This is a genomic window from Archangium lansingense, from assembly GCF_026626635.1.
GTDB classification, from domain to species: domain Bacteria; phylum Myxococcota; class Myxococcia; order Myxococcales; family Myxococcaceae; genus Archangium; species Archangium lansingense.
The window spans coordinates 8608120-8625238 of sequence record NZ_JAPNKA010000001.1; the positions used below are offsets into that span (position 1 = coordinate 8608120).

The 17119-nt window shown below is 69.6% G+C and carries 1 protein-coding gene (cut by a window edge); it reads left to right on the plus strand.

Translation table 11 applies throughout. From position 1 onward, the window contains the following. Positions 1-16962, plus strand: partial view of a non-ribosomal peptide synthase/polyketide synthase gene (locus tag OV287_RS34080; protein WP_267538215.1) — the end only. The gene continues 19719 nt to the left of window position 1, outside the view; the window shows 16962 of its 36681 coding nt (coding positions 19720-36681); its start codon lies off the left edge, out of view; its stop codon occupies positions 16960-16962. Positions 16963-17119 lie beyond the last annotated feature (157 nt).

Below are 17119 nucleotides of genomic sequence, written 5' to 3' on the forward strand. Positions count from 1 at the left end.
ACCGTGGCGCGCATGGCCGGGCACCTGGCCGTCCTGGCGCGGCAGGTGGTGGAGGCACCAGAAACGCCGCTGGCGCAGCTGACGCTGCTGACCGAGGCCGAGCGCCAGCAGGTGCTGGTGAAGTGGAACCAGACCCAGACGGAGTACCCGCGCGACAACCTCATCCACGGCCAGTTCGAGGCCCAGGCTCGCCGCACTCCAGACGCCATTGCCGTCCAGGAGGGCGAGCAGACCCTCACCTACCGTGAGCTGGATGCTCGCACCAACCAGCTCGCCTGGCACCTGCGCTCGCTGGGCGTCGGGCCCGAGGTGCGCGTGGGCCTGTGCGCCGAGCGCTCCCTGGAGCTCGTCGTCGGCCTCTACGCCATCCTCAAGGCCGGCGGTGCCTACGTCCCGCTCGACCCCTCCTATCCTCGCCAGCGCCTGGAATGGATGCTGGAGGACGCCCGTCCCGCCGTCCTCCTGGCGCAGCCCGCCCTGCTCTCCCGCCTCCCCGAGCAGCACGGTTCCTCCGTGGTGCCGCTGGCGCTGAATGACGAGTCGCTGCGCGGCCAGCCCACGCACGCGCCGCCCTCTGGGACCACGCCGGACAACCTCGCCTACGTCATCTTCACCTCGGGCTCCACCGGCCGTCCCAAGGGCGCCATGAATGCCCACCGCGCCGTCTGCAACCGTCTCCTCTGGATGCAGCAGGCCTACGGCCTGGGCGAGCAGGACGTGGTGCTCCAGAAGACGCCCTACAGCTTCGACGTCTCCGTCTGGGAGTTCTTCTGGCCCCTCATGGTGGGTGCGCGTCTCGTCCTCGCTCGCCCCGGCGGCCACCAGGAGCCCGACTACCTGCTGCGCCTCATCTGCGAGCAGCACGTCACCACCGCCCACTTCGTGCCCTCCATGCTCCAGCACTTCCTGGAGCAGCCGGGCCTCGAGCAGTGCACCAGCCTGCGCCGCGTGGTGTGCAGTGGTGAAGCCCTCTCCCTGGAGCTCACGCAGCGCTGCCTGCAGCGCCTGCCCTCGGCCCAACTGCACAACCTCTACGGCCCCACCGAGGCCGCCGTCGACGTCACGGCCTTCCACTGCCAGCCGCAGGACGCTCGGCGCTCCATCCCCATCGGCCGTCCCATCGCCAACACCGCCATCCGCATCCTCGATGCGCACCTGCGTCCGGTGCCCACGGGGGTGCCCGGCGAGCTCTTCATCGGCGGCGTTCAGGTGGGCCGTGGCTACCTCTCGCGCCCCGAGCTCACCGCCGAGCGCTTCATCCCCGACCCCTTCGCTTCCCAGCCCGGTGCCCGCCTCTACCGCACCGGCGACAAGGCGCGCTGGCTGGCGGACGGCAACATCGAGTACCTGGGCCGGCTCGACTTCCAGGTGAAGGTGCGCGGCCTGCGCATCGAGCTGGGGGAGATCGAGTCCGCCCTGGAGCAGCATGCCCAGGTGCGCCAGGCCGCCGTCGTCGTGCGCGAGGACGCCCCGGGCGACAAGCGCATCGTGGCCTATGTGGTACCCACTGCGCCCACTTCCCCTCGCCCTCCGGGAGAGGGACGGGGTGAGGGTAGTGCGTCCCCCGAGCTCAACACCGCGCAGCTGCGTGACTTCCTCAAGCAGAAGCTGCCCGAGTACATGGTGCCCTCGGCCTTCGTGGCCCTGCCAGCCCTGCCGCTCACCTCCAGCGGCAAGACGGACAGGAAGGCCCTGCCCGCGCCGGACCTCTCGCGCTCCGAGCCTCGCGCCACCTACGTCGCGCCTCGCAACGCGACCGAGCAGCGGCTCAGTGACATCTGGGCGCAGGCGCTCGGCATGAAGCAGGTGGGCATCCACGACAACTTCTTCGAGCTGGGCGGCGACTCCATCATCAGTCTCCAGGTCGTCGCGCGCGCGCGCCAGGCGGGCCTCGCCCTGTCCGCTCGCCAGTTCTTCCAGCACCAGACCATCGCCGAGCTGGCCAGCATCGCCGCGCGCACCTCTGGCGCACTGGATGAGCAGGGTCCTGTCACTGGCGAGGCGCACCTCGCGCCTGTCCAGCTCCAGTTCCTCCACCACGACGCCACGCACGCCCACCACTTCAACCACAGCGTGCTCCTCGAGGCGCGTCAGCCCCTGAACGCGGCGCTCCTCGAAAAGGCGCTCGGTCACGTGGTGGTTCACCACGATGCGTTGCGCGCCCGCTTCACCCGCGTCGAGGGACGCTGGCAGCAGCACTTCGCTGGCACCGAGGCCGCGCCCACCCTCCTCCAGGTGGACCTGTCCTCCCTGCCTGCCGCCGCCCGGACCGCGGCCCTCGAAGCCGAGACCTCTCGCATCCAAGCCGGCTTCGAGCTCTCCCGGCCTCCGCTGTTCGCCGCCGCGCTCTTCCACCTCGGCGACTCCCAGCGCCTCTTCCTCTGCGTCCACCACCTCGCCATTGATGGCGTCTCCTGGCGCATCCTCGTCGAGGACCTCGAGGCCGCCTACCTCCAGCTCCTGCGCGGTCAGCAGGTGGCGCTGCCCCCCAAGTCCACCTCCTTCAAGACGTGGACTCGCCGCCTCTCCGAGTACGCCTCCTCCGAGGCGCTCGCCTCCGAGGCAGCCCTCTGGCTGGACGAGGCTCGTGCGCTCGTCCCCGCCCTCCCCGAGGACGCCTCCGGAGAGAACACCTACGCCTCCGCTGCCTCCGTCTCCGTCTCGCTCGACGCCGACGAGACCCGTCTCCTGCTCCAGGAGGTGCCCGCCGCCTGGCGCGCACACATCAACGACGTCCTCCTCACCGCGCTCGTCCAGTCCTTCTCGGAGTGGACGGGCCAGCCGAGCCTCCTCGTGACGCTCGAGGGCCACGGCCGCGAGGATCTCTTCCCGGACGTGGACCTCTCGCGCACCATCGGCTGGTTCACCTCCTTCACCCCCGTCCTGCTCTCCATTCCTCAGGGCGGCTCACCGGGTGACTGTCTGCGCTCCGTTCGCGACTCCCTGCGCCAGCTCCCCCACCACGGCATCGGCTTCGGCCTCCTGCGGTGGTTGGGGCCCGACGCGCTCGCCCAGCAGCTGCGGGCACTCCCGGCGCCTCAAGTCGCCTTCAACTACCTCGGCCAGTTCGACGCCTCCGCCACCGCGAGTACCCTCTTCTCGCTCGCCAGCGAGCCCACCGGCCCCGCCACCGCCCCCTCTGCTCGCCGCATGCATCCCCTGGAGGTGAATGGCTCCGTCCTCGAGGGACGCCTCCAGCTCTCCTTCACCTACAGCACCCACCTCCATCAGGCGTCCACGCTCCAACGCCTTGCCGAGAGCTTCCTCGCGCACCTGCGCGCCCTCATCTCGCTCCGTCACTCCGACGACACGCGCCGCTTCACGCCTGCTGACTTCCCCCTCGCGCGCATCTCCCAGCAGACGCTCGACGCAGTCCTCTCACGCCACGCCGCTGCACCCGAGGACCTCTATCCCCTCACGCCCTTGCAGCAGGGCATGCTCTTCCACGCCCTCCTCTCACCGGACTCCGGCGTCTACTTCGAGCAGCTCTCCTGGAGCGTCCACTCCGGCCTCAACCTGGAGGCCTTCCTCGAGGCGTGGCAGGCAGCGCTCGAGCGCCATCCCACCCTCCGCACGTCCTTCCTCTGGGAGGGTCTCGACACCCCGTTGCAGCTCGTCCACTCGCGCGCCGCCATGCCCTTCCAGCAGCATGACTGGCGGCACCTCTCCGCGGACGAGCAGAAGACCCGCCTCGACGCCTTCCTCCTCGAGGACAGGCGCAAAGGCTTCGAACTCGCTCGCGCCCCGCTCATGCGCCTGACGGCCTTCCGCCTCGAGGACGACTCGTGGCGCGTCCTGTGGAGCCATCACCACCTGCTGGTGGATGGTTGGAGCGTCGGCCTCCTCTTGCAGGACGTCTTCTCCTTCTACGACGCCTTCCGCTCCGGCAAGCCCCTTCAGCGCTCCTCTCGCCCGCCCTTCCGCGACTACATCGCCTGGCTGCAGCGCCGAGACCCCTCGTCCGACGAGGCCTTCTGGCGCTCCACCCTCGCGGGCTTCTCCTCGCCCACGCCCCTTCCGGCCGACAACCACGCCACTCCGCTCGCGGGCCAGCCCTCCACCCAGCACACCCTCGAGGTGAGCCTCTCCGCCGAGGACTCGTCCGCAATCCAGGCCTTCGCGCGTCAGCACCAGGTCACCCTCAACACCCTCTCGCAGGCAGCCTGGGCGCTCGTTCTCTCCCTCCACAGCGCCGAGAAGGATGTTCTCTTCGGCTTCACCGTCTCCGGCAGGCCCCCCGAGCTCCTTGGCATCGAGTCCATGGTGGGCCTGTTCATCAACTCCCTCCCCGTCCGCATCCACATCCCCGCGCCGTCCTCGCCGCTCCTCCCCTGGCTCCACCAGCTGCGCTCGCAGCAGCTCGAGTTGCAGCAACACGAGCACACGCCGCTCGTCTCCATTCACGCCGCGAGCTCCCTGCCTCGGGCGGCGCCTCTCTTCGAGTCGCTCCTCGTCGTGGAGAACTACCCTCTGGACGAGTCCGTCCGGCGCCAGGCCACCTCCCTGGACATCCGCGAGGTCCTCTCCGCCTCGCATACCAACTTCCCCCTCACCCTCGCCGTCCACCCGGGCTCACGCATTCAACTGCGCGCGTCCTATGACTCGGCTCGCTTCGACCACGCCCTGCTCCACCAGGCCCTGACCCAGTGGTGCGCGCTCTTGCGGGGACTGACGCTCCGGCATGACGCCTGCCTGCGTGAGCTGTCCCTTCTCTCCCAGGCCGAGCGCCACCAGCTTCTCGTGGAGTGGAGTCCCGCGCCTCGCGAGCTGCCCCAGCCGCCCCTCGTCCACCGCCTCTTCGAGGCCCAGGTGCGCCGCACTCCGGACGCACGTGCCATCCACTCCTCCAGCGAGCTGCTCACCTACGCGGAGCTCAATGCCCGCGCCAACCAGCTCGCGCGTCTCCTGCGCTCCCTCGGCGTTGGCCCGGATGTCCTCGTCGCTCTGCACCTCGAGCGCTCCCCTGACTTCGTCGTCGCCCTTCTCGCTACCCTCAAGGCCGGCGCCGCCTGGCTCCCGCTCGACACCTCTCTGCCTCACGAGCGCCTCGCCTTCATCCTCTCGGACGCTCGTCCCTCGATCCTCCTCACCCACTCACCCGACCCGGTGGGGACAGACCTGGGGATTCGAGCCCTGCGGATGGAGGCGCTCTCCGAGCAGCTCTCCTCCCACTCCGCGGAGAACCTCGAGGTGACTCCGGACGGCGGAAACCTCGCCTACGTCATCTACACCTCGGGCTCCACTGGCCGCCCCAAGGGCACCCTCTTGCACCAACGCGGCCTGTGCAACACCGCTTTGCAAACCATTGATGCCTGGGAGCTCGGGCCCGACTCTCGCGTCCTGCCCTACCTCTCCATCGGCTTCGACGGATCCATCTGCGAGTTGATTCCCCCCCTGCTCGCCGGTGGCCAGCTCTTCCTCACCTCTCACGACGAGGTGCCGCCTGGCCTGCCCCTGCAGCACTACCTGCGCGAGCACGCCATCTCCGCCGTCAGCTTCACTCCCTCGCTGCTGGCCCTCCTCGAGCTCCAGGGTCTCGAGTGCCTCCACACCCTTGTCTCCGCCGGCGAGGCATGCCCTCCGGAGCTCGCGGCTCGCTGGAAGCCCGGCCGTCGCTTCATCAACGCCTACGGCCCCACCGAGGTCACCGTCTTCGCCACCCGCTGCCTCGACGTGGACCCCCGCCGCGTCTCCATCGGCCGGCCCTTCCACAACGTCCAGGCCTACGTGTTGGATGAGCACCTCCAGCCCTTGCCCGCCGGCATCCCCGGCGAGCTGTACCTGGGCGGCGACGGCCTGGCGCGCGGCTACCTCGCTCGCCCCGAGCTCACCGCCGAGAAGTTCATCCCCCACCCCTTCTCCTCTGCTCCGGGCGCCCGCCTCTACCGCACCGGTGACAAGGTGCGCTGGCTCCCGGATGGTCAGCTCGAGTTCCTCGGCCGCCTCGACTCCCAGGTGAAGCTGCGCGGCTTCCGCATCGAGCTGGGCGAAATCGAGTCCGCTCTCCGTGCCCACCCCTCCGTGCGCCAAACCGTTGTCCTGGTTCGCCAGGACTCGGGTGACAAGCGCCTCGTGGCCTATGTGGTACCCACTGCGCCCACTTCCCCTCGCCCTCCGGGAGAGGGACGGGGTGAGGGTAGCGCGTCCCCCGAGCTCGACTCCGCGGACCTGCGCACCTTCCTCCAGCACTCGCTGCCCGAGTACATGGTGCCCTCCGCCTTCGTGCCCCTCGAGGCCCTGCCGCTGACTGCCAACGGCAAGGTGGACACCAAGGCGCTTCCCGCCCCCGATACCTCGCTCCAGTCGGCGACGGCCTATGTCGCTCCCCGCGGTGAGCTGGAGCAGCGCCTGGCCGACATCTGGGCCAAGGTGCTCGGCGTGAAGCAGGTGGGCCTCCACGACCACTTCTTCGAGCTGGGTGGACACTCCCTGCTCGCCACTCAAGTTGTCTCTCGCATCCGCTCCACCTTCCACGTGGAGCTGCCTCTGCGCGCTCTCTTCGAGGCTCCCACCGTCGCCGCCCTCGCGGCTCACCTGGGCTCTGCCCTCCAGTCCGCTGCCACGCTCCAGGCTCCTCCCCTCGCGCCGGCCAACACCTCAGGCCCCCTGCCCCTCTCCTTCGCTCAGCAGCGCCTGTGGTTCATCGACCAGCTCCAGCCCGGCTCCTCCGCCTACAACATGCCCTACGTCCTGCGCCTGGAAGGCGCTTTGGACGAGGCTGCTCTCCAGCACGCCTTCGCCGAGCTGGTCCGCCGTCACCACTCCCTCCGCACCACCTTCGGCTCCGAGGCCGGCCAGCCCGTCCAGCGCATCGCTCCCGCGGCTTCCCTGCTTCTGGCCCTCGTTGACCTCACCTCCCTGCCTCCCTCCGAGCGTCAGGACGAGGCCCGCCGCCTGGCCTTCCACGCCGTCATGCGGCCCTTCAATCTGGCGCACGGCCCGCTCCTCCACACCTCTCTCTTCAAGCTCGAGGAGGGGCTCCACATCCTCGCCCTCTCCATGCACCACATCGTCTCCGACGGTTGGTCCATGAGCATCCTCGTGCGCGAGATTGCGGCCCTCTACCAGGCCTTCTCCTCCGGACAGCCCTCGCCTCTGCCCGAGCTGCCGCTGCAATACGCTGACTACGCCGTCTGGCAGCGCAGTTGGCTGCAAGGCGCTGCCCTCGAGCAGCAACTATCCTACTGGCGCCAGCAGCTCTCCGGCGCTCCCGCCGCCCTCGAGCTGCCCACCGACAAGCCCCGTCCCTCCGTCCAGAGCCACCGTGGCGCCCTCCTCGAGGTCCACCTCTCCAAGGCCCTCTCAGAGTCGCTCAAGGCCTTCTGCCACCTCGAGGGGGTCACCCCCTTCATGGCCCTGCTGGCCTCCTTCCAGGTGTTGCTCTCGCGCTACTCGGGCCAGGACGACATCTCCGTCGGCGCTCCCATCGCCGGCCGCCGTCACTCCGAGCTCGAGGGCCTCATCGGCTTCTTCGTCAACACCCTCGTCCTGCGGTCCCGCCTCTCCGCCGTCTCCTCCTTCCGCGAGCTGCTGCACCAGGTGCGCGAAACCACCCTCGGTGCCTTCGCCCACCAGGACATCCCCTTCGAGAAGCTCGTCGAGGAGCTGCGTCCTCCGCGTGACCTGAGCCGCACCCCTCTCTTCCAGGTGATGTTCGCGCTGCAGAACACCCCTCAATCCGCCATCGACCTGCCGGGACTCTCCCTGCGCCCGTTGATGCCGGATGAGGTGGCCTCCAAGTTCGACCTCACCCTGTCGCTCTTCGACAGCCCCGAGGGCTTCACCGGCGCTCTCGAGTACTGCGCGGATCTCTTCGAGCACGGCACCATCAGCCGCATGGCGAGCCACCTGGGCTTGTTGCTCGAGGCGCTCATCTCGTCCCCCGAGGCGCCCCTCGCCACCCTGCCTCTCTTGACGGTGAGCGAGCGCCAGCAGGTGCTGGTGGAGTGGAACCAGACCTGGACGGACTACCCGCGCGACAACTCCATTCACGCCCGGTTCGAGGCTCAGGCTCGCCTCACTCCGGACGCCATCGCTGTCCAGGAGGGCGAGCAGACCCTCACGTACCGTGAGTTGGATGCTCGCACCAACCAGCTCGCCTGGCACCTGCGCTCCCTGGGCGTCGGTACCGAGGTGCTGGTGGGCCTCATGCTGGAGCGCTCCACGGACATGGTGGTGGCCATGCTGGCCACCCTCAAGGCCGGCTGCGCCTACCTGCCCCTCGACACCTCCTACCCCTCCGAGCGCCTGGCCTTCATGCTCGAGGACTCCTCCGCCCGGGTCCTCATCACCCGCCAGTCCCTCCAGGCCCGGCTGCCTTCGCACTCGGCTCGCCTCGTCCTGCTGGACTCCGAGTCCACGTCCCTCTCCCGGCTACCCCTCCACGCCCCTCCCTCGGGCTCCGGCTCCGACAACCTCGCCTACCTCATCTACACCTCGGGCTCCACGGGGCGGCCCAAGGGTGTCGCCATCCCCCACCTCGGCGTCCTGCGACTCGTGCTCTCCTCGGACTACGTCCGCTTCACTCCCGAGGACCGCGTCGCGCACGCATCCAATACCTCCTTCGACGCCGCTACCTTCGAAGTCTGGGGCGCGCTCCTCTCCGGCGCTCGACTCCTCATCCTCTCTCGCGAGCAGCTCCTCTCTCCTCTCGAGCTCGGCGCCACCCTCCGCGCCCACTCCGTTTCCACCCTCTTCCTCACCACCGCCCTCTTCAACCAGGTCGCCTCTCTCTCGCCCGCCTCCTTCTCCTCCCTGCGCAACCTCGTCATCGGCGGTGAGGCCTGTGACGTCACGTCCGTCCGCCGCGTCCTCGAGGCCAACCCGCCCGCTCGCCTCATCAACGGCTACGGCCCCACCGAGTCCACCACCTTCTCCACCTGGTACCGCGTCCAGTCCGTCGAGCCTCACGCCACCTCCGTCCCCATCGGACGCGCCATCTCCAACACCACCGTCTTCGTCCTCGACGCTCACCTGCAACCGGTACCTCCCGGTGTCCCTGGTGAGCTGTACCTGGGCGGCGACGGCCTGGCGCGCGGCTACCTCGCTCGCCCCGAGCTCACCGCCGAGAAGTTCGTTCCCCACCCCTTCTCCTCTGCTCCGGGCGCCCGCCTCTACCGCACCGGTGACAAGGTGCGCTGGCTCCCGGAGGGTCAGCTCGAGTTCCTCGGCCGTCTCGACTCCCAGGTGAAGCTGCGCGGCTTCCGCATCGAGCTGGGCGAAATCGAGTCCGCTCTCCGTGCTCACCCCTCCGTGCGTCAGGCCGTTGTCCTGGTTCGCCAGGACTCGGGTGACAAGCGTCTCGTGGCCTATGTGGTACCCACTGCGCCCACTTCCCCTCGCCCTCCGGGAGAGGGACGGGGTGAGGGTAGCGCGTCCCCCGAGCTCGACTCCGCGGACCTGCGCACCTTCCTCAAGGGCGCCCTGCCCGAATACATGGTGCCCTCCGCCTTCGTGCCCCTCGAGGCCCTGCCGCTGACTGCCAACGGCAAGGTGGACACCAAGGCGCTTCCCGCCCCCGAGGCCTCCTCGCTCCAGTCAGCGACGACCTATGTCGCTCCCCGCGGTGAGCTGGAGCAGCGCCTGGCTGACATCTGGGCCCAGGTGCTCCACGTCGAGCGCGTCGGCCTCCACGACCACTTCTTCGAGCTGGGTGGCCACTCCCTCCTCGCCACTCAAGTTGTCTCTCGCATCCGCTCCACCTTCCACGTGGAGCTGCCTCTGCGCGCTCTCTTCGAGGCTCCCACCGTCGCCGCCCTCGCGACCCACCTGGGTTCCGCCCTCCAGTCCGCTGCCACGCTCCAGGCTCCTCAGCTCGCGTCGGCGGACACCTCAGGCCCCCGCCTGCCCCTCTCCTTCGCTCAGCAGCGCCTGTGGTTCATCGACCAGCTCCAGCCCGGCTCCTCCGCCTACAACATGCCCTACGTCCTGCGCCTGGAAGGCGCTTTGGACGAGGCCGCCCTCCAGCACGCCTTCGCCGAGCTGGTCCGCCGTCACCACTCCCTCCGCACCACCTTCGGCTCCGAAGCCGGCCAGCCCGTCCAGCTCATCGCTCCCTCGGCTACCCTGCCTCTGGCCCTCGTTGACCTCACCTCCCTGCCCCCCTCCGAGCGTCAGGACGAAGCCCACCGCCTGGCCTTCCACGCCGTCATGCGGCCCTTCAATCTGGCCCGCGGCCCGCTCCTCCACACCTCTCTCTTCAAGCTCGAGGAGGGGCTCCACATCCTCGCCCTCTCCATGCACCACATCGTCTCCGACGGTTGGTCCATGGGCATCCTCGTGCGCGAGGTAGCGGCCCTCTACCAGGCCTTCTCCTTGGGACAACCCTCTCCTCTGCCCGAGCTGCCTCTGCAGTACACTGACTACGCCGTCTGGCAGCGCAGTTGGCTGCAAGGCGCCGCCCTCGAGCTGCAGCTCTCCTTCTGGCGTCAGCAGCTCTCCGGCGCTCCCGCCGCCCTCGAGCTGCCCACCGACAGGCCTCGGCCCTCCGTCCAGAGCCACCGCGGCGCCATCCTCGAGGTCCACCTCCCCCGCGCTCTCTCCGAGTCGCTCAAGGCCTTCTGCCAGCGTGAGGGTGTCACCCCCTTCATGGCCCTGCTGGCCTCCTTCCAGGTGCTCCTGTCCCGCTACTCGGGCCAGGACGACATCAGCGTCGGCTCTCCCATCGCCGGCCGCCGTCACTCCGAGCTCGAGGGCCTCATCGGCTTCTTCGTCAACACCCTCGTCCTGCGTGCTCGCCTCGCGGGTGTCTCCTCCTTCCGTGAGCTGCTGCACCAGGTGCGTGAGACCACCCTCGGTGCCTTCGCCCACCAGGACATCCCCTTCGAGAAGCTTGTCGAGGAGCTGCGTCCTCCTCGCGACTTGAGCCGCACTCCTCTCTTCCAGGTGATGTTCGCCTTGCAGAACATGCCGACGGGGGAGCTCCAGCTCCCCGGCCTCACCCTGCGCCCCGTGGAGCACGAGGGCACCACGGCCAGGTTCGATCTCTCGCTGGCGCTCAGCGAGGGCCCGGAGGGCTTCGGCGGCACGCTCACCTACAACACGGACCTGTTCGACGCGGAGACGGCGGCGCGGATGATGCGTCACTTCCAGGTGCTCCTGGAGGCCATCGCCGCCCGTCCCGACACCGCCCTGCACGACCTGCCCCTCCTCACGCCCGAGGAGCGCCAGCAGGTGCTCGTGGAGTGGAACGACACGCGTGCGGACTTCCCCCGCGAGGCCACACTCCACTCGCTCGTCCAGGCCCAGGCGCGGCGCACGCCCGAGGCCACCGCCCTCGTCTCCGAGTCCGGCACCCTCACCTACGGCCAGCTCGCCGAGGCCTCCACACGGCTCGCCCTGCACCTGCGCTCGCTCGGGGTGGGCACCGGGACGCGCGTCGCCCTCTGCATCGAGCGCTCCCCGGAGATGCTCGTCTCACTGCTCGCGATCCTCGAGGCCGGCGCCGCCTGGGTCCCGCTGGATCCGGAGTACCCCTCCGAGCGCCTCGCCTTCATGCTGGAGGACAGCGGCGCGAAGCTGCTCGTCACCCGCTCCGCCCTGCTCCAGGCCCTGCCGGCCACCCAGGCCCAGGTCCTGCGATTGGACTCGCTCGACGCGCTGAACGCACTGCCTCCCGAGTCCCAGGGCACCGTCCTGCCCGAGCCCGAGGCCACGAGCCCCGCTTACGTCATCTACACCTCGGGAAGCACGGGCCGGCCCAAGGGTGTCCAAGTCGCCCATCGCGCCGCCGTCAACCACCTGCACTGGCGCCAGCGGGAGTTCCCCATGGGGCCGCAGGATGCCTTCCTCCAGAAGGCGTCCTTCAGCTTCGACATCTCCGTCTGGGAGATGTTCGCGCCGCTGCTGGCCGGAGCCCGGCTGGTGCTCGCACGCCCCGGAGGCCAGAGGGATCCCGAGTACCTGGTACAGACGGTGATGCGCCACGGAATCACCCACCTGCACTTCGGCCCCGCGCCGCTATCCACCTTCCTACAGACGGCGGACGTCGAGCGCTGCCAGTCGCTGCGCTTCGTCTTCTGCGGCGGCGAGCCCCTCACGCACGAGCTCCACGCGCGCTTCGTCTCCAAGCTGAGCGCCCGGCTCGTGCACCAGTACGGGCCTACGGAGGCGTGCATCGACTGCACGGCCTGGGTGTGCCCACCGCACGCCGTCTCCGCACTGCCGATCGGCCGTCCCATCTCCAACACCCAGGCCTACGTGGTGGACGCGACGCTGCGGCCCGTGCCCGTGGGCGTTCCGGGCGAGCTGCTCATCGGTGGTGAGGGCCTGGCCCTCGGCTACCTGGGCCGTCCGGAGCTGACCTCCGAGCGCTTCATCACGGATCCCTTCAGCACCACACCTGGAGCCCGCCTCTACCGCACCGGAGACAAGGTGCGCTGGCTGGCCGACGGCACGCTCGAATACCTCGGTCGCTTCGACTCGCAGGTGAAGCTGCGCGGCTTCCGCATCGAGCTGGGTGAGGTGGAGTCCGTCCTGCTCCAGCACGCCTCCGTGCGCCAGGCCGTGGCCCTCGTGCGCGAGGACGCCCCGGGCGACAGGCGACTGGTGGCCTACGTCACCGGCAACTCGCCCGACGCCTCCGACCTGCGCGCCTTCCTCCAGCAGCGCCTGCCCGAGTACATGGTGCCCTCGGCCTTCGTCGCCCTGGAGGCCCTGCCCCTCAATCCCAACGGCAAGGTCGAGCGCAAGGCGCTGCCTCCTCCCGAGGCCTCGGCGCTCTCGCGCAAGACCTCTCGTGCGCCGAGCACGGAGACCGAGCGCACCCTGGCCACCATCTGGGCCGAGGTGTTGCGCGTGGAGTCCGTGGGTGCCGAGGAGGACTTCTTCTCGCTCGGTGGCCACTCGCTGCTGGCAACTCAGGTCATCAGCCGCATCCGCTCCGCGCTCGGCGTGGAGTTGCCCCTGCGCGTCCTCTTCGAGGCTCCCACCGTCGCCGGCCTCGCCGAGCGCGTCCAGTCCGCCAGCCGCACCCGGGCTCCCGCGCTGAAGCCAGCGGCTCGCGGGGGTTCGCTGCCGCTCTCCTTCGCCCAGCAGCGGCTGTGGTTCCTCGATCAGCTCGAGCCCGGTAGCACCGTCTACAACATGCCTTCCGCGCTCCGACTCTCTGGGCGGCTGTCCGCCAGCGCGTTGGCCCAGGCACTCGAGGCGCTCGTGCTGCGCCATGAGGTCCTGCGCACCACCTTCCAGCCGGGCCAGGACGGCCCCATCCAAGTCATCTCCGAGGCTCCGCTCTCGAAGCTGCACACGGTGGACCTGGGCTCACTGCCCGAGTCCAAGCGAGAGGCCGAGGTGCTCCGGCTGGCGGAGGAGGAGGCCCGCCGGCCCTTCGACCTGGCCCACGGTCCGCTCTTCCGCGCCTCGCTGCTGCGCTTGAGCAACACCGAGCATGTCCTGCTCCTGGTGCTGCACCACATCGTCTCCGATGGCTGGTCCAACGCCATCCTGGCGCGCGAGGTGGCCGCACTCTACGAGGCCTTCGCCTCGGGCCAGCCGGCGCGCCTGCCCGAGCTCGCGGTGCAGTACGCCGACTACGCCGTCTGGCAGCGCAATTGGCTGAGTGGCCCCGTCCTCCAGCAGCAGGTGGACTTCTGGAAGCAGCAGCTCTCGGGTGCCCCCGCCGCTCTGGAGCTGCCCACCGACAGGCCTCGTCCCGCGGTGTTGTCGTACCGGGGCGCCAACCTCCCGGTGCACGTGTCCCAGAAGGTCTCCGAGACGCTCAAGGCGCTGTGCCATCGCGAAGGCGTCACGCCCTTCATGGCGCTGCTGGCTGCCTTCCAGGTGCTCCTGTCCCGCTACTCTGGCCAGGACGACATCAACGTCGGCTCGCCCATCGCCGGCCGCACCCGCGCCGAAACGGAGGGCCTCATCGGCTTCTTCGTCAACACGCTCGTGTTGCGCGCGCAGCTGTCCGAAGGCGCCTCCTTCCGAGAGCTGCTCGCCCAGGTGCGCACCACCACCCTGGCCGCCTACGAGCACCAGGACGTCCCGTTCGAGAAGCTGGTGGAAGTAATCCAACCCGCTCGCGACCTCAGCCGCAGCCCGCTCTTCCAGGTGATGTTCATCCTGCAGAACACGCCTGGCGGCGAGCTCCAGCTCCCGGGCCTCACCCTGCGCCCCGTGGAGCATGAGGGAACAACCGCCAAGTTCGAGCTCTCGCTCGCGCTCAGCGAGGGCCCGAACGGCTTCGGTGGCACGCTCAACTACAACACCGACCTCTTCGACGAGGCCACGGCGGCGCGGATGATGCGCCACTTCGAAGCACTCCTGGACGTCCTCTCCGCCCGTCCCGACATTGCCCTGCGAAACCTGACGCTGATCGGGCGCGACGAGGAGCGGCTGCTGCTGGAGACGTGGAACCCACCCGGGGAGCTGCCGCGGGATGGCTCGCTGCTGCACACACGCCTGGAGGCTCAGGCCCAGCGGACCCCGAACGCGCTGGCGGTGGCGGACGACACCCGCTCGCTCACCTATGACGAGCTGATGCGGCGCTCCAACCGGCTCGCCCGTCACATGCGGACGCTGGGCGTGGGCCCGGAGGTTCGGGTCGGCGTGTGCCTGCGACGCACGGTGGAGCTGCCCGTAGTGCTGCTCGCGGTCCTCAAGGCCGGGGGCACCTACGCGCCGTTGGATCCGGACTACCCCTCCGAGCGACTCGGTTACCTGTTGGAGGACTCGAGCTCGGCACTCGTCATCAGCGAGCGCTCCGTGCTCCCCGCACTTCCCCAGGTGCGTCCTCAGACGCTCGTGCTGGAGGATCTGGACGCGCTGCTGGCGGCACAGTCCGACGAGCCGCTGCCCACCTCCTGCGACGCGGAGAACCTCGCCTACCTCATCTACACCTCGGGCTCGACGGGCCGTGCCAAGGGAGTGGCCATCACGCACCGCAGCGCCGCGCTCTTCATCACCTGGGCGCTGAAGGTGTTCGCTCCGAGTGAGCTGCAGGGCGTGCTCGCCACCACCTCGGTGTGCTTCGACCTCTCCATCTTCGAGCTCTTCGTGCCGCTGTCTTGCGGCGGCCGGGTGCTCATCGTCCCCAACGCCCTGCACCTGCCGTCCTTCTCGCGCCGCGACGAGGTGACGCTGGTCAACACCGTGCCCTCCGCCATGGCGGAGCTGGTGCACTCGGGCGGACTGCCGCGATCGGTGCGAGTCGTCAACCTGGCAGGAGAGGCGCTGCCCAAGCGCACCGTCGACGCGCTCTACGCGCTGAGCCACGTGGAGCGGGTCCTCAATCTCTACGGACCCTCGGAGGACACCACCTACTCCACCTTCGAGCAGGTGCCTCGCGACGAGGGCCGGAGCCCGACCATTGGCCGACCGCTGGAGAACACCCAGGCGTACGTGCTGGACCGCCACCTGCGGCCGGTACCGCTCGGCGCTCCGGGCGAGCTGTACCTCGCGGGCGATGGGCTGGCGCGGGGCTACCTGCTGCGGCCGGACCTCACGGCCGAGCGCTTCCTGCCGGATCCGTACAGCCGCACGCCGGGTGGGCGCATGTACAAGACGGGCGATCTCGTGCGCTACCTGCTGGACGGGCGTCTGGACTACCTGGGGCGCCTGGATCACCAGGTGAAGCTGCGCGGCTTCCGCATCGAGCTGGGCGAGCTCGAGGCCGTGCTCGCGCGCCATCCCTCGGTGCGTCAGGCCCTCGCCCTCGTGCGCGAGGACGTGCCCGGCGACAAGCGCCTGGTGGCCTACGTCACCGGCGACTCGCCCGACGCCTCCGTCCTGCGCGCCTACCTCCAGCAGCACCTGCCTGAGTACATGGTGCCCTCGGCCATCGTGGCCCTGGAGGCGCTGCCCCTGACGCCCAACGGCAAGCTCGATCGCAAGGCCCTGCCGGCGCCGGAGGCTTCGCACTGGGAGCTCGAGCAGTTCATCCCGCCTCGGGATGCGCTGGAGCTGAAGGTGGCCCGCGTCTTCGAGGAGGTGCTGGGGGTGCAACCGGTCGGCGTGCGGAGCAACTTCTTCGAGCTGGGAGGCCACTCGTTGCTGGCCGTGCGACTCATGGCACGTGTGCGAGAGGCCACGGGCCGCGAGCTGCCTCTGGCCACCCTCTTCAGGGCGCCCACGGTGGAGCTGCTCGCCGGGCTGCTGCGCCAGGAGTCCCCGCTGACCTGGTCTCCGCTCGTCCCCTTGAGCGGTGGTGGCGAGAAGACACCGCTCTTCCTTGTCCACGCAGTGGGAGGCAACGTCTTCAGCTACACCGGGCTGGCGCGCCAGCTCGGCTCCGAGCGCCCTGTCTTCGGCCTGCAAGCCCAGGGGTTGGATGGGCTCAGTGACCCGCTGCACTCCGTGGAGGAGATGGCGGCCCTCTACGTGGAGTGGATTCGCTCGGTGCAGCCCTCTGGTCCCTACCTGCTGGGCGGCTGGTCCCTGGGAGGCGTCATCGCATACGAGATGGCTTGCCAGCTCCAGCGGCGCGGGGAGGAAGTCGAGCTCGTAGCCCTCATCGACTCCTACGTGCCTCGGGGTGAGACCTGGCCGGAGCTGAAGCCCGCCGAAGCGGCGGCGCTGTTCCTCCGAGACCTGCTGGGCACCTTCGGAGCGGAGCTGATGCCGGAGTGGGAGCAGCTCGAGGCCCTGGAGCCGGAGGCGGTGCTGGCACGAGTGCTGGAGGTGGGTGAGCGCAGCGAAGCCCTGCCGCCCGGAGTGGGGCTGGAGCAGCTCCGCACCCTGATGCGCGTCTTCGAGAGCAACCTGCGAGCTGGCCAGCGCTACACAGCTCGTCCCTCTGCCCAGCGTCTGCTGCTGCTGAAGGCGGGGGAGGTCACGGACCAACCCGAGGACGGTGGATGGACGGCGGTAGGCGGCAACAGCCTCGAGCGCCACGTGCTGCCCGGAAACCACCATGAGTTGCTGCGCACGCCGCTCGTGCAGCAGCTCGCCGAGCACCTCCGCAAAGCCCTGGCATCAGGTCCCCACGCCAGTGTTTCGCAGCGCCGAGCCCTCAAGCCCTGAGGGATTCGCCCTATAGGAGGGGCCGGGACCTGTCCCCGGCCTCTCCGACCTCCCCGTCCGACTCCGCATGAACAGCACTCTCGCTGACCTGCCAGGCGAGCATCGTGCTGTTCCGGAACATCGTCGCCCGTGAGAGCGGAGACTCCCTCTCCCCCCG